Origin of the sequence: Ilumatobacter sp., assembly GCF_046290335.1 — a bacterium.
In the GTDB taxonomy this organism is placed as follows: domain Bacteria; phylum Actinomycetota; class Acidimicrobiia; order Acidimicrobiales; family Ilumatobacteraceae; genus Ilumatobacter_A.
This window is the reverse complement of record NZ_JBKAGH010000004.1, coordinates 190,201-209,404: the sequence shown is the minus strand read 5'-3', so window position 1 is coordinate 209,404 and position 19,204 is coordinate 190,201. Positions and strand designations below refer to the sequence as shown.

The following is a 19,204-nucleotide window of genomic DNA, read 5'->3' as shown; positions in this document are numbered from 1 at the left end:
TCGAGACCGTACCGTGTCGGCTGACCACTGAACGGTTCGTCAAACGGCGTGGAACGTGCGCTCGCGATCAGATAGGAACTGCGGGGTATGGCACGCATCTTGGTCACCGAAGAGATCGCCGACGGGGGCCTCGACCGCCTCCGCGCCGCAGGGCACGACGTCGACGTCTGCCTCGGGCTCTCGCCCGACGAACTGCTCGACGTCGTCCCCGGTGCTGCGGCGCTGATCATCCGGTCGGCTACTCAGGTCACCGACGAGGTACTCGCCGTCGCCACCGACCTGATGGTCGTGGGTCGCGCCGGGATCGGCCTCGACAACGTCGATGTTCCGAGCGCCACGGCGCGCGGCGTCATGGTGGTCAACGCCCCGCAGTCGAACATCGTGTCGGCAGCGGAGCACACGATGGCACTGCTGCTCGCGTCGGCTCGCAATGTGCCGCAAGCGCACGCAGCGCTCGTGGAGGGTCGTTGGGAACGCAGCAAGTGGGAAGGCGTCGAACTCGTCGACAAGACGCTCGGCGTCGTCGGTCTGGGTCGGATCGGCAAGCTCGTCGCCGACCGGGCGAAGGGCTTCGGTATGCGTCTCGTGGCGTACGACCCGTTCGTCTCCGACGACCGCGCCCGCCAGATGGGCGTCGAGTTGCTCCAACTCGACCAGCTCGTTGCGGAATCCGATTTTCTGACGGTGCACCTGCCCAAGACCCCGGAGACGCTCGGGCTGATCAACCGCGACCTGCTGGTCAAGGCGAAGCCGTCGCTGCGCATCATCAACGTGGCTCGCGGCGGCATCGTCGACGAGCACGATCTGGCGGAGTGCCTCAACGACGGCATCATCGCCGGTGCCGCCCTCGACGTGTTCTCGACCGAGCCGATGACGGAGTCGCCGCTCTTCGCGATTCCGTCGGTCGTGGTCACCCCGCACCTCGGTGCGAGCACCCGTGAAGCGCAGGACAAGGCGGGCGACACGATCGCCTCGATGGTCGAACTCGCGCTCGCGGGCGAATTCGTTCCCTTCGCCGTCAACGTCAACGCCGCCGAAGCGAACGAGACCATCCGACCGTATCTGCCGCTCGCCGAGCGCCTGGGCAGCTTGTTCGAGTCGCTGGTCGGTGGTGCGCCCGACGTGCTCGAGGTCTGCATCGAAGGCGAGATCGCGGGCTACGACACGCGGATCATCGAACTCGCGGTACTGAAAGGCTTCTTCGGCGCCATCTCCGACGAGGCGGTCACGTACGTCAACGCGCCGCAGTTGGCGAAGGATCACGGCGTCGAGGTGCGTGAAGTGTCGTCGGCGACCTCGCCCGACTACGTCAACTTGCTGACGATCCGCGGTGGCGGGCATTCGATTTCCGGCACGCTGTCGGGCCCGAAGGCCGAGCAGCGAGTGGTGAACATCGACGAGGTGCCCTTCGACGTGCCGCCGGTCGACGAGATGGTGATCGTGACCAACGACGATCGCCCGGGGGTGATCGGTACGGTCGGCACGCTGCTCGGTCAGGCCAACGTCAACATCGCCGACATGGCGGTGAGCCGCTCCGACGACACCACTGCCGTCATGCTGATCGCCCCGACGATGCCCGTGCCCGACGAGACCATCGCTGCACTGCGCGCCGCTCCCGGCGTCATCTCCGTCGAAACCCTGTCAGCCTGACGCCTGCGGCGCGTCAGCTGGGGAGAACGTCGGCGGTGCGTCGGGCTTCGGCTCGGGCGGCGTCGGCGAAGTCGTCGCCGCTGCTCGCGTAGAGAATCGCTCGCGACGAGTTGACGATCAGCCCGCGTCTGCCGGCCGACGCTCCGTGTTCCATCACGGTGGCCGCATCGCCACCTTGCGCCCCGACGCCGGGCACGAGCAGCGGCAGGTCGCCGACGATCGCACGTACGTCGGCGAGTTCGGTGGGATACGTCGCACCGACGACGAGCCCGCAGTCGCCGAGCTGCGACCACTGGTGGGCGACCCGTTCCGCGACGTGGACGTAGATCGGCTTGCCACCAGAGTCGGCGTCGGTGACGAGGGACTGCAGATCGTCGCCGCCCGGGTTGCTGGTGCGACACAGCAAGATGACCCCGCCACCTTCGCTGTTGTTGGCCGGATCGAAGAACGGCTCGATCGAGTCGGTTCCGAGGTACGGGTTGACCGTGACCGCGTGGGCTCCGTATCGACCGAACGCTTCGCGGGCGTAGTGGTCGGCGGTCGAGCCGATGTCGCCGCGCTTGGCGTCGAGGATCAGCGTGACCTCGGGATAGGTCTCGCGGATGTACGTGCAGATCCGCTCGAGTGCCGGCTCGGCGCGCTGACTGGCGAAGTACGCGATCTGGGGCTTGAACGCGCAGGCCAGATCGGCCGTGGCGTCGACGATCTCGCGACAGAACCGTTCGGTCGCATCGTGCGCGCCGTCGAGAATGCGCGGGTATCGCGCCGGGTCGGGGTCGAGCCCGACGCACAGCATCGAGCCAGCAGCGGTCCAGGAGCGCTCGAGTTGCGCGTGGAATCCCATTCGGGGCCGTTCAGGAGACGGTGATGGCGGCGGTCGGGCACATGTCGGCCGCCTCGTTGACCTTGTCGGCGAGTTCTTCGCCGGGCTCTTCCTGGAGGACGTAGAGGTAGCCGTCGCTGCGGACCTCGAAGACCTCGGGGCACACCTGCATGCAGGCGCCGGTGGAAGCGCAGAGATCGAAATCGACGGAGACCTTCATGATGTTGTTCCTCACTGCACGCGGGCGTGCTCGCTAGTTCTTGGCCTGACGGTAGCCGTCGGCGGTCGCCGCTGCTGCGGTCGAGTAGCACCGTTCGGCCTTGGTCCGATCGTAGAACCTGCCTCCGGGCACGTGAAAGATGCCGGAGTTGTCGTTGGCCTTGATCGGATGCGACAGCGGGCAGCCGCCTCCGTCGAGTGGCTCGACCCATTCGGGCAGCTCCACGGCCGGGACCGCCTCGACCGGCACCGCCGCGACCGGTTCGGGCTGCAGGGGTGGCCACTCGGGAGGCGCGGCGGGTTCGGGAAGCGAACGATCGCGCCACCACGAGTAGGCGGCTCCGCCCGCGGTCGCGACGAGCAGCAGCCAGAGTGACCTGCGCAGGGAGACGATGAGCACGCTCATGCTCGCACCCTACTGCCGTACGGTTTCGGCGCTGTTTCCGTTCAGGGCATGTGTCGTTCGAATGCAGCGAGCACTGCGCGCAGCGATGCGGTCGTGATGTTGGGGCTCTTGCCGACGCCCCAGCGAACCTGGCCGTCGTTGGCGACCGTTTCGAGGTACGCGACCGCCATGGTGTCGGCGCCCTGCCCGATCGCGTGCTCGGCGTAGTCGAGGACGTCGAAATGCCCGTCGACGCGATCGCCGAAGGCGGCGAGCAACGCTGCGACGAACGCCTCGACCGGACCTTCGCCTTCGCCACGGATCGAGGTCGCCGCGCCGTCGACGTCGACTTGCGCCTGGATCGTCGTCGTGCCGGTGTCGTCCTGGGAGTTGGTGATCAGTTCGTGTGATCGCAACACGAACGACGGTTCGCCCGGCAGGTACTCGCTCTGGAACTGATCCCACATCACGCCGGGGTTGATCTCCGTGCCGGAGTCTTCGGTGATGTGCTGGATCGTCTTGGAGAACTCGATCTGCAGGCGGCGCGGCAGGTCGAAGCCGTGCTCGGTCTTCATCACGTAGGCCACGCCACCCTTGCCGGACTGGCTGTTGACCCGGATGACGGCCTCGTACGAGCGGCCGACGTGCTTGGGGTCGATTGGCAGGTACGGCACGCCGAACATGTCGTACTCGCCGGTCTGCGGGTCACGCTTGCGGTCGAGCGCGTCGAGGCCTTTCTTGATCGCGTCCTGGTGGCTGCCGGAGAACGCCGTGTAGACGAGGTCGCCGACGTAGGGATGGCGCGGCGACACGGGCAGACGGTTGCAGTATTCGGCGACGCGGCGCAACTTGTCGATGTCGGTGATGTCGAGTTCGGGATCGACGCCGTTCATGAACAGGTTCATCGCCAGGTTCACGACGTCGACGTTGCCCGTCCGTTCTCCGTTGCCGAACAGGGTGCCTTCGACGCGGTCGGCGCCCGCCATGACACCGAACTCGGCGGCGGCCACGGCACAGCCGCGGTCGTTGTGCGGATGCAGCGACACGATGACCGAGTCGCGGTCGCGGATGGTGCGCCCGAACCATTCGATCACGTCGCCGTACACGTTGGGGGAGTAGCACTCGACGGTCGCCGGCAGGTTCAGGATGATCGGGTCGTCAGCGGTCGGGTCGATCACGTCCATCACGGCCTCGCAGACCTCGACGGCATAGTCCGGTTCGGTCAGCGTGAAGCTCTCCGGGCTGTACTCGTAGCGAATCTCGGTGCGGCTGCCGTCGGCGCGGTCGGGCAACGCGACCTCGGCGGCCTTGCACATCTTCGCCCCGGCGATCGCGACCTCCTTGATCCCGGCCTGATCGAGGTTGAACACGACCTCGCGCTGCAGTGGATTGGTCGAGTTGTAGAAGTGCACGATCGCGCGCGGCGCGCCGATCAGCCCTTCGTACGTCCGCTCGATCAACTCGGCGCGGCACTGCACGAGCACCTGGATCCAGACGTCGTCGGGGATCAGGTCTTCCTCGATCAACTGGCGCAGGAAATCGAAATCGGGCTGGCTCGCGGACGGGAAGCCGATCTCGATCTCCTTGAACCCCATGTCGACGAGTTCTTTGAACATGCGCATCTTGCGCGTCGGGTCCATCGGATCGATCAGCGCCTGGTTGCCGTCGCGCAGGTCGACCGAGCACCACAGCGGTGCCTTGTCGATGGTCACGTTCGGCCAGGTGCGGTCCGTGAGCACGAGCGGCACGAACGGCTGGTACTTCTCGAAGGGCATCTTCTTGGGGGTGACGGGTGTCGGTGGCATGTCGTGCTCTCTGTGCTGTGTCGCTGGTCGTGTTGCTGGTCGTGTTGCTGATGTCTGTATCGGTTGCTGGCCCGAAAAATGAAAGCGCCCCCGGCCGGGCGGCGGGGGCGAGGGCGAACGCGTCGAAGTGCGCTCGCCCTACATAAGGAGAAGCAGTCCGATCTGGATCACGTCGTCGAGCGTACCACCACGAGCACCGTCACACCAGGTGTCGGCATTGCACGGATACGATGGGAGCAACATGACACATGACACCTCTCGGCGGGGAGCGCCCCGCCGTCGACGTACGCGGCCCGATGAGCCCCATGACCGCGACCACGTGAACACGTCGAATCTCACCTCGTTCAACATCTTGCCCCCCGTCGAAGCGCCGACCGGGTTCGCCGAGCTCGGCGTGCCTCCTCGTATCGACGACGGCCTCGCCGCCTGCGGGTTCGCGCAGCCGTTCAACATCCAGACCGAGGCGATTCCGGTTGCGATGACCGGCGCCGACGTGTGCGGTCGCGCCAAGACCGGTTCTGGCAAGACGCTCGCATTCGGCGTGCCGATGCTCGCTCGGATCACCGACACCGCAGCGCCGATGAAGCCGCTCGGCCTCGTGCTCGTGCCGACCCGTGAGTTGGCGGTCCAGGTCGCCGAAGTGCTGCAGCCGGTCGCCGATCACGCTGGCATGAAGGTCCTGCCCGTCTACGGCGGCGCCTCCCGGCATCACCAGGTCGAGGAGATGGCCAAGGGCGTCGAGATCGTCGTCGCCACCCCGCTGCGCCTGATCGACCTGATCAAGTCGAACGAGATCGATCTCGACGACATCCAGATCGTCACACTCGACGAAGCCGACCGCATGGCCGACGACGGGTTCACCCCGCAGGTCGAGTGGATCCTGCGTCATTGCGTCAACCGCAACCAGACGATGCTGTTCTCGGCGACGCTCGACGGCGACGTCGGCCACCTCATCCGTGCGTACCAGGTCAACCCGCAGACGGTCGCGATCGACGAAGCGACCGACACCGTCGGCGAGATGAAGCACCTCTTCCTCGGTGTGCATCACATGGATCGTGACAAGGTGATCGGCACGATCGCCAAGGGCATCCCGAAGATCATCGTCTTCTGCCAGACGAAGCGTCAGTGCGACCGCGCCACCGAGAAGCTGCAGGATCTCGGCATCGACGCCGAGGCGATCCACGGCGACCTGCAGCAGAAGTCGCGCGAGCGTGTGATGCGCAAGTTCGCCGAGAACAAGCTGCAGATCCTCGTCGCCACCGACGTCGCGGCACGCGGCATCGACATCGACGACATCGGCGCGGTCATCCACTACGAGCCCGCCAAGGACGTCAAGGACTACCTGCACCGGTCCGGTCGCACCGCGCGTGCGGGCCGGACGGGCTGGGCGATCACGTTCGCCGAGTACAACCAGACCACCCAGGTCCGGATCCTGCAGCGGATGCTGAGCATGGCGCCGACCAAGCCGGTCGACGTGTTCTCGAACGATCAGCGCCTGCTGCGCCTCGACGAGTTCGGCGACGACGTCAAGACGTCGGCAACGCACCCCAGCAACGCCTGAGACACAGACCGACGTCGCACGGGCCGGTCATGCCGGTCGACTGAGGCGCCAGATGAGTTCGTAGCCGACGTCTTCGTTGTTGACGTTGGCGGTGCCGACGCCGACGGTTCCTTCCCAGTCGCTGGCGGACACGTCGATACGGATCTCGAAGTTGCTGAACGGCGTGTCCTCGTAGCGAAAGCCCGCCGCGGCGATGATGCCGCTCTCGAAGAGTGCTTCGAGTTCGTCGAAACGCTCGAGCGGGTAGAGCAGTCGGAGTTCGACGAAGCCGTCGTTCGCGAGGGTGCCGAAGTCCTCGACCAGCCCGCGGCCTTCGCGCAGCGCGATGAGTTCACCGCCATCGAGGACCGGGAGCCCGTCGAGCCAGGACGGCACGGGGATCTCCGTCGCGGCGATCTCGAACGCAAACGACAGCGGCGGCTGGCCGGGCTCGAGTTCGGTCTCCGACGACAGCAGCAGCCGATCGGTGGTGCCGCTGCCGTCGAGGGCGTCGGCGGTGAACAGGTCGTTGACGAACGCATCGCGCTGCGACGACGATCGGCTCCACCTCGACGGGCCGTCTGGCGGGAGTCCGTCGCTGATGGCGTCGAACGTGGCGGCGAACGCGGTGCCGTCGTCGGGTGCGTCGATGCCGACGATGCGTTCGTCGGAGATGTCGACGGCGTCGGTGATGCGGATGTCGCGGTCGAACGCGCGGAACGCACCGACGATCGTGCCATCCGGGTACGGGAAGTCGCCTGGGATCTCGAACAGCGGCGCCACGCCCTCGGCGGTCGCCGGCTGCCCGAACACTGCGGCGATCTCGTCCATGCGAGTGTCGACCAGCGCCACGAAGTCGCCGCCGTTCCACTCGGCCGTGGGTGCCGGCTCGGTCGTGCTGGTCGTGCTGGTCGTCGTGCTGGTCGTCGTGCTGGTCGTCGTGCTGGTCGTCGTGGTGTTCGTCGCGGTGGTGGCGGGGACGGTCGGGTCGGGGTCGGTCGTCGCCACCGGCGATTCGGGCACCGGAGTGGCCTGGGTCGCGTCGGACGAGTCACCGCACGCGGTTGTTGCGCTGGCCAGGGCGAGCGCGAGCAGTGCGCAGGCGGAGAGGGGAGGGAATCGGTGGTGTGGACGCATCGGGTGCCATCGAAGCAGGCGTCCGTCGTCCCAGCATCAACCTCGCCCCGATCGCGGTGCCGAATCAACTCGTGTCGAATCAGCTCGCGCAGATCTCCCCGCAGCGTGAGCGAGCGTGCATGAGTAGTCGATCGGAGCGGATGGGACCAGATTGAGTACTGCCGGGAGCGTTGCGGCGTCACTCGATGTGATGAGATGGCCAGATGAGCAGCAGTGTCGTGGTTTGCCCCAGTCGCGCCCCGAAGGGGATGGCGCGGATGGCGCGCGCGGTCAAGGCGACAGCGGTCGCCGGCGTGCTGCTCGGCGCAGGCCTGGCGCTCGATTCGTCGTCGGTGCAGGGCGCGTCGTTCGTGGTCACCTCGTCGTCGGGAGACCCGGCGGTGGCCGGCAGCCTGCCGTTCCAGGTCGCTGCGGCCAATGCGCTGCCGGGGCCCGACGTCATCACGTTCGATCCCTCGGTCACGGGCACGATCACCCTCGATGCCACCCTGGCGATCACCCATGACCTGACGATCACCGGGCCGGGGAGCGACACCCTGGCGCTGACGGTGGCGTCCGGACCGATCGTGACGATGACCCTGGCCAGCCCCTTGACCCCCTCGTACTCGATCTCCGGGCTGGAGTTGACCGGCGTGACGGGCCCCGCGATGACGGCGAACGCCTCCGGGGGCAGCGTCGCTCTCGACGACGTGGACTTCTCCGCCAACGAGATCGGGTTCCAGTCGAACAACCTCGCTTCGCTGGCCATCTCGAACTCGGTGTTCAGTGGGAACACCGGGCGCGCCATCGACCTCGGTCAGTTCCCGGGCAAGGCGCCGACGGTCGACTTCGACGGGGTCGTGGTCGACAACGGTGGTGCCCCTTCACCGATCGGTGACGGGATCCGGATCGAACGCACGACCGACATCGACATCTCCGACACGACGGTGACCGGGCAGGCCGGTATCGGGATCGAGGTGTTCATCGGAAACAACGGCACCCTGCCGGAGCCGGTCACGCTCTCCGGCGTCACCGCGACCGGCAACGAACAAGGCGTGTCGATCGTCGCGGTGAACGGCCCGATCACGGTCGACGGCAACTCCGTGTTCTCGAACAACGTGCGCTGGGGGCTGATCGCCAGTGGTTCCACCGACACCGCACCCGACCCCGACGACCAACTCACCAGCCTGGTGCTGTCCGACAGCGTGGCGGATGGCAACGGCGAGGAAGGTTTCCGCCTGGGTGCTTTCGACAGTGTCGACATCGACGACATCAGTGCCACCGGCAACCTCCTCGGAGCCGCGATCTCGAGCGTCGACACGATGGTCACCGTCGATTCGTCCGTCTTCGACGACAACGGAACGAATCCGACACAGGACGGGCTCCAGTTGTCACTCATCAGCGGGACCACGACGATCACCAGCGTGACAGCGTCGGGCAACAGCGGCGCCGGGGTGCGATTTCGCCAGCCGCTGTTCGGGACCCCGCTCGGCGCACTCACGGTGACCGGTGTCGCAACGACCGCCCCGACCGTCCTGACGAACAACGGGGTCGGATTGAGCGTGATCGACTCGATCGACGTCGACGTGTCGAACACCGTGGCGACCGGGAACGGCATCGGTCTGACGTTCACGCAGACGGGCCCGGTGGCCTTGACCAACGTGACGGCTGACGGCAGTGTCGGAACCGTCAATGGTTCCGGGGCGCAGATTCTCGCCGCTACCGGAGCGGTCGAGGTGACCGACTCCAGCTTCGACGGCAACGCTGCGTCCGGGCTGATCGTTCGCCCGAACGGATCTCCGCACCCGACGCCCAGTGTGGTCGTCGACGGGTCGACGGCGGACGGCAACAGCCTCGACGGGATGGAACTGAGCGCGCTCGGCGCGGTGACGGTGCGCAACGGGTCGTCGGCGTCGTCGAACGGCGAACGAGACCCCGGTGACGACTCGCCGATCACGCTCGCCGACGGCCTGACGGTGAACGCGGCGTCGAACTTGGTCGTGAGCGGATCGACGTTCGACGGCAACACCGCAAGCGGTGCGCGGCTCGGATCCACCTCGACGCCCGTCACCGGTGTCACCGTCTCCGCCTCGACGTTCGACGACAACACCGGCAACGGGGTGGCGATCGTCGGCCACACCGGAGTGGCCTCGATCACCGGTGGCAGTGTCTCCCGCAACGCCGGCGAGCCACTCGGCTCCGGGTACGGCGCCGGCGTGCTCGTCGGCCAGTCGGCGGCGACGACGGGTTCCGTGTTGGTCGACGGCGTCGCCATCGTCGACAACCCGGTCGGTGTGAAGACGTTCGGCGCGAGCGCGGCAACGGTTCGAGATGTCGACATCGACGGGCACACGGGCAGAGCGATCGAGATCACGCAGGCCGGAACCGACGTGACGCTGACTCGCATCACGGTCGACAACGGGGCGGCACTCGTGCCGACCGGCACCGGCGTGCTGCTGCAAACCGTCGGCTCGGTGGACGTCAACGAACTCGCAGTGACCGACCAGACCGAGACCGGCCTCGACGTCGACGGAGCGTCGGGCACGGTCGACATCGCCGGGTCCGACCTCACGGACAACCTCGGTGCGGGTCTCCTGATCGATTCGACGGGCGGCGACGTGGCGATCGCGTCGACCGATGTGAGCCGCAACCGGACCGTAGGCGTGCGGGTCGACACGACCGATGACGTCACGGTCACCTCGGTGACTGCCAACCTGACCGTGATGACACCCGGCCAGAGCGGCAACGGCATCGCGATCTCGACCTCGGAGAACGTCGTCGTCACGAACAGCGTGGCCAACGACAACGACGGGATCGGCATTCGCGTCGATCCACCCTTCGCCGGCACGCTCGACGCGGTGACGGTCAGCGGAGGCTCGTACTCGCGCAACGGCGGCCAGGGTGTGGTGGTCAGCACGGCGACCGGGCTGACCAGGGCCGGCGGCTTCTCCGCGAATGCCAATGCCGAGAGCGGGTTGCTCCTGTCCAACGTCGGCGACGTCGAGGTGCTCGCCGGCACCGTCGTCGACGACACCGACGCCGTCGGCGTGTCGATCACGACCTCGGGGTCGGTGAAGGTGACGAACACGACGGTCACGGACTCGGCCCAGACCGGGCTGCGGGTCGCCGGCGCGACCGATGTCACGGTCACCGGTTCGACGTTCGACCGCAACGGCGACTTCGCCGCTGGCGCCGGCCTCGACCTCGGCGACGTGGCCGGGCCGGTCAGCGTCCAGTCGTCGTTCTTCCGATCCAACGATGCTCTCGGGCTGTCGCTGAGATCGAGCACCGGCGCGGTTCGACTCGACGGGTCGACGTTCGCGCTCAACGTCGGGGCGGGAGCCGACCTCGGGACGATCTCGACCTCAGTCGGCAACGTGTCGTCCGTCGGTTCCACGTTCCGCGACAACGGCGAGACCGGCCTGACGATCGAGGGTGCGGGCAACGTGAGCCTCACCGACCTGACGGCGATCGGCAACTACCGCGCCGATGGCCCCGGTGGGGCGGCGGCACCGGTCGGCAGCGGCGCCGGACTGGAGCTCCGCTCGGTCGGTGACGTGACGATGGTGCGCCCGACCGTTCGGCTCAACGGCGGGCTCATCACGACCTTCCCGGGTGGCCCGGCTGTCGACATCAACACGGCCGCCGACGTCTCGATCACCGGTGGCTCGATCAGCGACAACCACGCCGGCGGTGTCCAGACGTTCTTCACCGGCGACATCTCGGTCAGCGAGACCGTGTTCGCCGACAACGACAGCGTGGGATTCCTCATGGTCATCGGTGGCGGGGTCGACCTCGACGGCGTGACCGTGGCGGGCCATCCGGGCAACGGGGTGGTCGTGAACAGCCCCAGCGACGATGTGTCGGTCTCCGGCTCCAGTTTCAGCGACAACGGGTCGACGGCACTCGACGTGTCGGGGCTCACCGCTGCGGAAGGTTCGCTGACGATCGGCGACACCGTGTTCACCGGCAACCAATCGGGCTTGCGGTTCAACGCGTCGAGCGCCGCGACGACGGTGACCGGCTCCACGTTCACGTCGAACCCGTTCGCACTGTATGGCGAGGTGGTCGGGGGCCTGACGGTGGTCGACAGCACGTTCGAGTCGAACGGGACCGCCGTCCGCTGGTACGGCGTGTCGGGTGGCCTCGACGTGTCGTCGTCCACGTTCAGCGACAACGACGGGCGTGCGTTCGAGTTCGTCGGAGCGACCGGCGGTGTCTCGATCGCCCGAACGACCGTGACGGGCGGGAATCAACCGTCGCTGTTCGACACGGTCACGGGCGCGGTCACCGTCGATCGGTCGTCGTTCGTCGAGAACGGCTCCCTCGCACGCGGCACGCCAGCTTCGGTCGGCAGCGGGGCGGCGTTCGAGTCGGCCGATCCGTTCTCTGGGCTCCTCGTGGCGATCGACGTCACCGGCGGGGTCGAGATCACCACATCGACCATCACCGACAACGAGGTGAGCACGCCGCTCATCGCCGCCGAAGGCACGGACATCACCGTGCGGCACTCGACGATCGCCGACAACGCCTCCCAGACCCAGATCGGCAGCGACGGAGCGGTCGTCGTCGATCACTCGATCGTCATGGGCCGAGCCGACCGGTCGAGTTTCGATGCCACCGACGTGACGGCGACGTACTCGGTGCTCGCGCCGGGCACCGGCCTCGGCGGATCGACCGTCGAAGCGCCCGATCCGCTGCTCGCGCCGCTTGCGCCCAACGGGACGGGAACGCCGTCGAGGTACCCGCTGGGGGTCTCACCAGCAGTCAGCTTCGGCGATCCGTCGATCACGGGCGCTCCGGCGACCGACCAGACCGGGGCGTCTCGCATCGAGTCCGTGATCGACGCGGGCGCGGTGGAGTTCGACCCGACTCGCGTGCAGCCCGACGACTCGATCGAACCGCTGTCGCCGGCTCGCTTCGTCGACACCCGCGACGTCGGCGACACCGTCGACGATCGCTTCGCCGGCGACGGCAAGCTCGATGCGGGCGACGAGTACCGGGTGACGATCGCCGGGCGCGGCGACGTGCCCGCGGACGCCGCCGGCGTCATCGTCAACGTCACCGCCGTCGGCGCCGAACGAAACGGCTTCGTCACCGTGCACCCGTGCGTGACGCCCCGACCGGTCACGTCGTCGCTCAACTACACCGCAGGCGTGAACCTCGGCAACGAGATCGTCGCCGGACTGTCCGACGCCGGCGAGCTGTGCTTGTTCACGAGTGGACCGGCCCATCTCACCGTCGACGTGACCGGCTTCATCCCGGCCGACACCGCCATCGAGCTGATCACCCCGATCCGCATGATGGACACCCGGCCAGGGGAGTCGACCTTCGACGACATCGGAGCGTTGGGTGCCAAGACACAACCCGGGTCCAACACGTTCCTGCTGCTGGCGACGCGCGGCGAGATCCCGCGGGGCACCTCGGCGGTGATTCTCAACGTGACGGCCGTGGGTGCCGAGTCCAATGGCTTCGTGACGGTGCATCCGTGCGTCGACCCGGCGCCGACGGCGTCGTCGCTCAACCACGTCGCCGGGGTCAATCGGGGCAACGAGTTGGTCGCCAGCCTGGACAGCGGTGGACGCATCTGCATCTTCACGAGTGCGTCGATCCATCTCACGGTCGATGTCGTCGGCTACGTCCCGCCCGACATCGGCGTCGAGCCGGTCGATCCGGCTCGTGTGCTCGACACACGTCCCGGCCTCGACACCGTCGACGGCGTCAGCGAGGGGGCCGGCAAGCTGGCCGCCGGCGAGGAGGTGACGCTGCAGATCGGTGGACGTGCCGGTGTGCCCGCCGACGCTCGCGCCGCGATCGTGAACGTGACGGCGATCGGCGCCGAGTCGAACGGTTTCGTCACCGTGCATCCGTGCGTCGACCCTCGCCCCCTGACGTCGTCACTCAACTACGTGGCCGGTGTCAACGGGGGCAACGAGATCATCGCGCTGCTCGACGACGACGGACGCATGTGCCTGTTCTCGTCGGGCGCAGCGCATCTCGCTGTCGACGTGGTCGGCTGGCTGCGCTGACCGGCACGGCCTCGCAACTCGCTTCGTTCATCGGTGGGTTCTGTGTGACACTGAGCCGATGTCCGCTTCGGCTCTGATTTCGGCGCGCTCGCTCGTCAAGCGCTTCGGCGATGACCCGGCGACCGCCTTCACCGCCGTCGACGGCATCGACGTCGAGGTGGCCAAAGGCGAAGCGTTCGGGTTTCTCGGCCCGAACGGTGCGGGCAAGACCTCCACGATGCGGATGATCGGCTGTGTCTCGCCGGTCACCGAGGGGGAGTTGCGCATCTTCGGCCTCGACCCGGCCACCGACGGTCGTGCCATCCGAGCCAGGATGGGAGTGGTGCCCCAGCTCGATCAGCTCGACAACGAGCTGACCGTGATGGAGAACCTGATGATCTACGGCCGCTACTTCGACCTGTCGCGCAAAGAAGCGAAGGCGAAGGCCGCCGAGCTGCTCGACTTCGTGCAGCTCAACGACAAGGCCAACAGCAAGGTCGATCCGCTGTCGGGCGGGCAGAAGCGTCGGGTCAGCATCGCGCGCTCGTTGATCAACGATCCTGAACTGTTGCTGCTCGACGAGCCGACGACCGGCCTCGATCCGCAAGCACGTCACGTTCTCTGGGATCGGCTGTATCTGCTCAAGGAGCAGGGGTCGACGCAGGTCATCACGACGCACTTCATGGACGAGGCGGAGCAACTCTGCGACCGTCTCGTGGTCATGGACGCCGGTCGCATCGTGGCCGAGGGGTCACCGCAGGGCCTGATCCGAGAGCACGTGCGCCGTGAAGTCCTCGAAGTCCGATTCGGATACGGCAAGAACGAACAGCACCTGCCGCTGCTCGACGGCGTCGGTGGCCGCATCGAGGTGCTGCCCGACCGGCTGCTCATCTACGACGACGACGGCGAAGCGGCCTTGTCGGAACTGCACCGACGCGAGATCGTGCCGGAGAGTGCCCTGGTGCGGCGCAGCAGCCTCGAGGACGTGTTCCTCAAGCTGACCGGACGGACCCTGATCGAATGAGTGAGATCGAGTGAGCACGCTCGCTCCCGTGCGTGTGTTCGCACGCGACTGGGTCTACTTCAAGCGGATCTGGCGGGCGGTGCTGATCGGCTCGGTGCTCCAGCCGATGATGTACCTCCTCGGTGTCGGTCTCGGCGTCGGCGCGCTCGTCGACGCGGGGGCCGACTCGGCCGAACTGCTCGGCGGCGTTTCGTACGCGGCCTTCTACGCGACGGCCGTGATCGCCACGACCGCCATGTTCGTCTGCGGGCAGGAGGCGCTGTGGCCGACGATGGATGGCTTCACGTGGTCGAACGCCTACCGGTCGATGATCGCGACGCCGATCGAGCCGCGCGACGTCGCGTTCGGGCTCATGCTGCACTACGGGCTGCGGGCGCTGGTGTCGACGACCGGCGTCGTCGTCGTGCTGTTGATGTTCGACGAGACCCGCACGCTCGGCCTGCTGGCCGCGATCCCGGTCGGCGTGCTCACCGGCTGGTCGTTCGCCATGCCCTTCGCTGCGTGGACGGCGACGCGCCAGACCGATTCGTCGTTTCCCGGCATCATCCGCTTCGGCATCATCCCGATGTTCCTGTTCGGCGGGGCGTTCTACCCGATCGAACAGCTCCCGGGCTGGCTGCAACCGGTGGCGTGGTTCACGCCGCTGTGGCACGGCGTCGAGCTGTGCCGTGGGGTCGTGCTCGGCGGCCTCGGGGCTGCGATGGCCGTCGTCCACGTGACCGCACTGTGCGTGTTCGTCGCCGGTGGTCTCGTCGCCTGCACGATCACGTTCGAGAGGCGGCTGCGGGTATGAGCGTGTCGACGAATCCCGCCGCCGTCACGCGGATCGTGCCGGCCGTCGTGTTCGACGTGCGGCGGCCACAGCGGATGATCGAGCGCAGCGCGTTCGTGTACCGGCGCACGTGGATGGTGCTGGTCAGTGGCTTCTTCGAGCCGTTGTTCTACCTGTTGTCGATCCGCATCGGCCTCTCCGCGCTGATCGGCGACGTCGAGACCGGTGGTCGCCTCGTACCGTACGACCAGTTCGTCGCGCCGGGCCTGATGGCGGCGTCGGCCATGAACGGTGCGGTGTTCGATTCGACGATGAACGTCTTCTTCAAGATCAAGCACTCCAAGCTCTACGACTCGGTGCTCGCCACGCCGCTGTCGGCCGGGGACGTCGCAGTCGGAGAGATCACCTTCGCCGTGATCCGCGGCGCGCTGTACTCGACGGCGTTCATGCTGACGATGTGGGCGATGGGCATGGTGTCGTCGCCGTGGATCCTGATGGCGGTGCCGGCGTGCGTGCTGATCGGATTCGCGTTCGCGTCGCTCGGCATGGCGCTCACCACGTACATGCGCTCGTGGGAGGACTTCGAGTACGTCCCCGCGCTCACGCTGCCGTTGTTCTTGTTCTCGGCGACCTTCTACCCGCTCTCGCAGTACGGCGACTACGCGTGGATCGTGCAGTTCAGCCCGCTGTACCACGGGGTCGAATTGGTCCGAGCGGCCAACCTGGGCGAGTGGGATCCCACGATCTTCGCCCACGTCGGCGTACTGGTGGGCCTGACCGTGGTGGCGATGACGGTGGCGGCACGACGCATCGAGTCGCTGCTCTTGCGCTGACCGGCGGGGCTGGTTTTCCCACGTCGCGGTGTCTGCGATGATGGAGTCATGGAGGCGCCATTCGCCATCACACCGACGCTGACCGGGACGCAGGTCGCGCTGGTTCCGCTCGGTCCAGAGCACGTCGACGGGGTGATGGAGTTGAACGCCGACGCCGAGGTGGGTCGACTCACCGGGACCCACGCCTCGTTCGAGCGAGCGGCGATCGAAGCGTGGTGCTCGAGCCGGGATGCAGCGACCGATCGACTCGACTTCGCGGTGCTCGAACTCGTCGGGACGTCCGCCGAGTTCGTCGGGGATCTGGCGGTGGTCGACCTCGACGTCGACAACGAGTCGTGCGCGTTCCGGATCGCGCTGCTGGCCGCGGCCTCGGGACCGAGGCGGTGCTGCTGATGGTCGACCATGTGTTCTCGGCCGGTCTGCACCGCATCTCGCTCGAGGTCTACGGGCACAACCCGCGTGCGCGGCACGCGTACGAACGTTGCGGCTTCGTCCACGAAGGAACGTTGCGCGAAGCGCTGCTCTGGGAGGGTGACCGCATCGATGCCCACGTGATGGCACGCCTGCGTGATGATCCGTTCCCGACGTGACCGCACGCTCATTCGGCGAGCCCCCCACCGAGCACATCGAGGGCGCAGCGACCGCACCGGAGCGGGGCAGCGGTCGCGACATCGCGTGCCTGCTCGTGACGGCGCTGCCCGCCCTCGCGATCATGCTCCTCGCTGCAGCACAGTGGGGTGACGACTGGACGCCTTCGCACGACCTGGCGCTGATCGACCTGCGGCTTCGTGATGTCGGTTCCTCCGACACGCCGCTGCTCGGCGCCTATTCGCGTTTCGGGTGGAATCATCCCGGACCGCTGATGTTCTGGCTGCTGGCGCCGATCATGCAACTCCTCGGGGGAGGTGCCTCGGCGGGGCTCGCGGCGGCTGGCCTGCAGAATGCGCTGTTCGTCGTGCTGTTCGGATGGTTGGCTCATCGCGTCGGGGGCAGACGGTTCCACCTCGTGTCAGGGGTCGCCCTCGCCGTGCTGTGCGCCTCGCTGGGCTCTGAGGCGCTGCTGTCGACGTGGAATCCCTGGCTGTTGGTGCTGCCGTTCGCAGCGCTCATCGTCGCGACGTGGGGCATGGCGAACGGCGATCTGGTGCTCGTGCCGGTCGTCGTCGGTGTCGCGTCGTTCGTGGCGCAGACGCATCTCGGGCTGATGCCGATCGTCGCAGGGCTCGTCGCGGTGGGAGCGGTGCTCGCGATCGATCATGCCCGATCGGCGGGGCCGACGACGTCGAATGTCGAGCCCGGTCGGCGTCGGCTGTTGGCGGCGAGTCTCGCCGTGCTGACGGTGGTGTGGATCGGGCCGGTCGCACACGAACTCTGGGGCGGGCCGAGCAACGTCGGGGCCGTCGCCGGTCATCTCCTCGATGCCGACGAACCCGCGGTCGGATGGAGCACGGCGTGGGGGATCACCACGCGTCAACTCGCTCCGATCGGTCCGTGGGCGGGTGGGTCGGAGCCGGTCGACTTTCTCGGTGCGGTCGAAGCGGGGTCGACGATCTTGGCCGCGCCGTTCGTCGTCCTCTTCGGCTGGGCGGGCTGGCGTGTGCGGCGTCGCGGTGACCAACTGCGCTCGCTGTGGATCCTCGTCGCCACCGGTCTCGTCGTCGGCGTCGTGGCGACCAGTCGGATCACCGGGCTCGCCTTCACGTACCTCGTGCGGTGGTGGTGGGTGCTGGCGATGGTGGGCTGGGTCGTCATCGTGCTGGTGGCCGGTAGGGAGATCTCGAGGCTGGTCGGCCGCGCGCCGCGTGGTGTGGGCGGCGGCGAGTACGCAACCGTGGCGGTGGTGGTCGCGGTGGCGATGGCCGCGGGGGTGCTGGTCGCGACGTCCTCACATCCGTCCGAGAACCAGGCGGCCGACGAGATCGTCGCCACGCTGGCCGCCGATGCGGTCCCACAGCTCGTCGGCGGTACATACGCCGTGCGGTATGCGGGGTCGACGTGGCCGCCGTACTTCTACGGGTTCGCGAACGAACTCGACCGGGCTGGCGTGCGTCTCGTCGTGTCCGACGAAGACACGCCGGCATTCGGACACGCACGTACGGCAGCCGCCGGATCGGAGTCAGGGTCGCGGGCGATCGACGGGGTCGTCATCGTCGCGACCGGTCTGGCGATCGACGATCTCGCTTCGCGGCCCGATCGCGAACTGCTCGCCGAGTACGAACCGCTCGCGGCCGACGATCGCAGCGAACTGATCGCGTTGCAGTCGGCCGCCATCGAGGCGCTCGAGGCGATGGGCCGTGACGATCCGACCGCGATCGTCGAGCGATCTTCGGTCGGGGCACTGGGCTGGCTCTACGAGGAGTTGGATCCGGCCGTCGTCGAACGGCTCGCCGAGTTGCTCGCGCCGGGCGATCGTGTCGCCGTGTTCCTGGTCGTCAGCTGAGCGCGTCGCTCGTCGGCACGGGGAGCCACATGTAGGTGGTCGTCGCGCTCGCTGCTCGCTTCCCGTCGGCGAGGTAGAGGTCGATCTGGCCGAACACCAGTGAGCGCCCCGGCTTGGTGACGAACGCGTCGAACGTGACCGTGCCGGCGCCGGCGGGAACCGCCCGTTCGAAGTTGGTGTTGAGCTGCACGGTGGTGAACGGTGCCATCTCGCCGTCGTTGAGCGACATCATCACGAACACCATCCCGGTGTCCATGCCGCCCATGATCGCCTGGCCGCACAGCACGCCGCCGCCGTGGACGACGTGGGGCGTGACATCGAGTTCGAAACGGACCCGTCCATGCATCGCCTCCGTGACGCGGAGACCGAGGTTGCGCATCATCGGCGGTCCACCCGCCTCGAACTGGGACTGGATCGACCCGACCAGAGTCGCGTCGGTGTCGAGTGGCTGCGTGACGGGCATGGTGACGTGCTGCATGATGGCCGGAAGTCTGGCGGGACTGCACCGCCCATGTCGACCCGCAGGTCACGGAGAGGTCATGGTGCCTGGCACGATGACCTTTCCGCAGTGAGCTCCCATGGTGGCCGT

15 protein-coding genes are annotated in these 19,204 nt (G+C 67.5%); 9 read left to right on the top strand and 6 right to left on the bottom strand.

Annotated features, from left to right (window positions below; all coding sequences use genetic code 11):
- Window positions 1-87: 87 nt before the first annotated feature.
- The gene (gene serA, locus ACE37B_RS17050; protein WP_409924536.1) at window positions 88-1,650 is read left to right on the top strand and encodes a phosphoglycerate dehydrogenase; all 1,563 of its coding nucleotides are present in this window, start codon (window positions 88-90) and stop codon (window positions 1,648-1,650) included.
- Between the two features lie 13 nt (window positions 1,651-1,663).
- Here the strand turns inward: serA and pyrF are convergent, their stop codons facing one another.
- From pyrF to leuA, 4 genes are read right to left on the bottom strand one after another with little or no spacing between them, the layout of a single operon-like run.
- Window positions 1,664-2,494 (bottom strand): orotidine-5'-phosphate decarboxylase, encoded by an 831-nt coding sequence (gene pyrF / locus ACE37B_RS17045; RefSeq protein ID WP_409924535.1) that lies wholly within the window; start codon window positions 2,492-2,494, stop codon window positions 1,664-1,666.
- Window positions 2,495-2,504: 10 nt separating this feature from the next.
- Complete coding sequence (locus tag ACE37B_RS17040; protein ID WP_409924534.1) at window positions 2,505-2,693, bottom strand: ferredoxin; 189 nt, start codon at window positions 2,691-2,693, stop codon at window positions 2,505-2,507.
- Window positions 2,694-2,726: 33 nt separating this feature from the next.
- Window positions 2,727-3,098: a hypothetical protein gene (locus ACE37B_RS17035; RefSeq protein WP_409924533.1), complete on the bottom strand. Its 372-nt coding sequence runs from the start codon at window positions 3,096-3,098 to the stop codon at window positions 2,727-2,729.
- Between the two features lie 41 nt (window positions 3,099-3,139).
- Window positions 3,140-4,882, bottom strand: coding sequence for a 2-isopropylmalate synthase (leuA, locus tag ACE37B_RS17030; RefSeq protein WP_409924532.1), 1,743 nt, complete (start codon window positions 4,880-4,882; stop codon window positions 3,140-3,142).
- A gap of 319 nt (window positions 4,883-5,201) precedes the next feature.
- Between leuA and ACE37B_RS17025 the strand changes: the two genes are divergently transcribed.
- On the top strand, window positions 5,202-6,443 hold the full coding sequence (locus tag ACE37B_RS17025; protein ID WP_409924531.1) for a DEAD/DEAH box helicase: 1,242 nt from the start codon (window positions 5,202-5,204) through the stop codon (window positions 6,441-6,443).
- 27 nt (window positions 6,444-6,470) lie between these two features.
- Here the strand turns inward: ACE37B_RS17025 and ACE37B_RS17020 are convergent, their stop codons facing one another.
- Window positions 6,471-7,559 carry a hypothetical protein gene (locus tag ACE37B_RS17020; RefSeq protein ID WP_409924530.1) on the bottom strand — a complete coding sequence of 363 codons (1,089 nt, stop codon included), beginning with the start codon at window positions 7,557-7,559 and terminating at the stop codon, window positions 6,471-6,473.
- Window positions 7,560-7,816: 257 nt separating this feature from the next.
- Here ACE37B_RS17020 and ACE37B_RS17015 point away from each other — a divergent pair, with 257 nt between their 5' ends.
- From ACE37B_RS17015 to ACE37B_RS16985, 7 genes are read left to right on the top strand one after another with little or no spacing between them, the layout of a single operon-like run.
- Entirely contained in the window at window positions 7,817-13,567 is a 5,751-nt protein-coding gene (locus ACE37B_RS17015) for a beta strand repeat-containing protein (protein WP_409924529.1), read from the top strand.
- A gap of 58 nt (window positions 13,568-13,625) precedes the next feature.
- Window positions 13,626-14,570, top strand: coding sequence for an ABC transporter ATP-binding protein (locus tag ACE37B_RS17010; RefSeq protein WP_409924528.1), 945 nt, complete (start codon window positions 13,626-13,628; stop codon window positions 14,568-14,570).
- Between the two features lie 10 nt (window positions 14,571-14,580).
- Window positions 14,581-15,363 carry an ABC transporter permease gene (locus ACE37B_RS17005; RefSeq protein WP_409924527.1) on the top strand — a complete coding sequence of 261 codons (783 nt, stop codon included), beginning with the start codon at window positions 14,581-14,583 and terminating at the stop codon, window positions 15,361-15,363.
- Window positions 15,360-16,175, top strand: coding sequence for an ABC transporter permease (locus tag ACE37B_RS17000; protein WP_409924526.1), 816 nt, complete (start codon window positions 15,360-15,362; stop codon window positions 16,173-16,175). The genes ACE37B_RS17005 and ACE37B_RS17000 overlap by 4 nt, the downstream gene beginning before the upstream one ends.
- Window positions 16,176-16,223: 48 nt before the next feature.
- Window positions 16,224-16,568, top strand: a complete 345-nt coding sequence (locus ACE37B_RS16995) for a GNAT family N-acetyltransferase (protein ID WP_409924525.1) — start codon at window positions 16,224-16,226, stop codon at window positions 16,566-16,568.
- Entirely contained in the window at window positions 16,568-16,765 is a 198-nt protein-coding gene (locus tag ACE37B_RS16990) for a GNAT family N-acetyltransferase (RefSeq protein WP_409924524.1), read from the top strand. The genes ACE37B_RS16995 and ACE37B_RS16990 overlap by 1 nt, the downstream gene beginning before the upstream one ends.
- Window positions 16,762-18,615, top strand: a complete 1,854-nt coding sequence (locus ACE37B_RS16985) for a hypothetical protein (RefSeq protein WP_409924523.1) — start codon at window positions 16,762-16,764, stop codon at window positions 18,613-18,615. The genes ACE37B_RS16990 and ACE37B_RS16985 overlap by 4 nt, the downstream gene beginning before the upstream one ends.
- Here ACE37B_RS16985 and ACE37B_RS16980 read toward each other — a convergent pair.
- A complete protein-coding gene (locus ACE37B_RS16980; RefSeq protein ID WP_409924522.1) occupies window positions 18,608-19,093 on the bottom strand; it encodes a PaaI family thioesterase in 486 nt (161 codons plus the stop codon). The genes ACE37B_RS16985 and ACE37B_RS16980 overlap by 8 nt on opposite strands.
- Window positions 19,094-19,204: the final 111 nt, after the last annotated feature.

Bases quoted from the DNA above. Each gene is read 5' to 3' on its own strand.
- serA (WP_409924536.1), top strand. From the start codon at position 88: ATGGCACGCATCTTGGTCACCGAAGAGATCGCCGACGGGGGCCTCGAC.
- pyrF (WP_409924535.1), bottom strand. From the start codon at position 2,494: ATGGGATTCCACGCGCAACTCGAGCGCTCCTGGACCGCTGCTGGCTCG.
- ACE37B_RS17040 (WP_409924534.1), bottom strand. From the start codon at position 2,693: ATGAAGGTCTCCGTCGATTTCGATCTCTGCGCTTCCACCGGCGCCTGC.
- ACE37B_RS17035 (WP_409924533.1), bottom strand. From the start codon at position 3,098: ATGAGCGTGCTCATCGTCTCCCTGCGCAGGTCACTCTGGCTGCTGCTC.
- leuA (WP_409924532.1), bottom strand. From the start codon at position 4,882: ATGCCACCGACACCCGTCACCCCCAAGAAGATGCCCTTCGAGAAGTAC.
- ACE37B_RS17020 (WP_409924530.1), bottom strand. From the start codon at position 7,559: ATGCGTCCACACCACCGATTCCCTCCCCTCTCCGCCTGCGCACTGCTC.
- ACE37B_RS17015 (WP_409924529.1), top strand. From the start codon at position 7,817: ATGGCGCGCGCGGTCAAGGCGACAGCGGTCGCCGGCGTGCTGCTCGGC.
- ACE37B_RS17010 (WP_409924528.1), top strand. From the start codon at position 13,626: ATGTCCGCTTCGGCTCTGATTTCGGCGCGCTCGCTCGTCAAGCGCTTC.
- ACE37B_RS17000 (WP_409924526.1), top strand. From the start codon at position 15,360: ATGAGCGTGTCGACGAATCCCGCCGCCGTCACGCGGATCGTGCCGGCC.
- ACE37B_RS16995 (WP_409924525.1), top strand. From the start codon at position 16,224: ATGGAGGCGCCATTCGCCATCACACCGACGCTGACCGGGACGCAGGTC.
- ACE37B_RS16990 (WP_409924524.1), top strand. From the start codon at position 16,568: ATGGTCGACCATGTGTTCTCGGCCGGTCTGCACCGCATCTCGCTCGAG.
- ACE37B_RS16980 (WP_409924522.1), bottom strand. From the start codon at position 19,093: ATGCAGCACGTCACCATGCCCGTCACGCAGCCACTCGACACCGACGCG.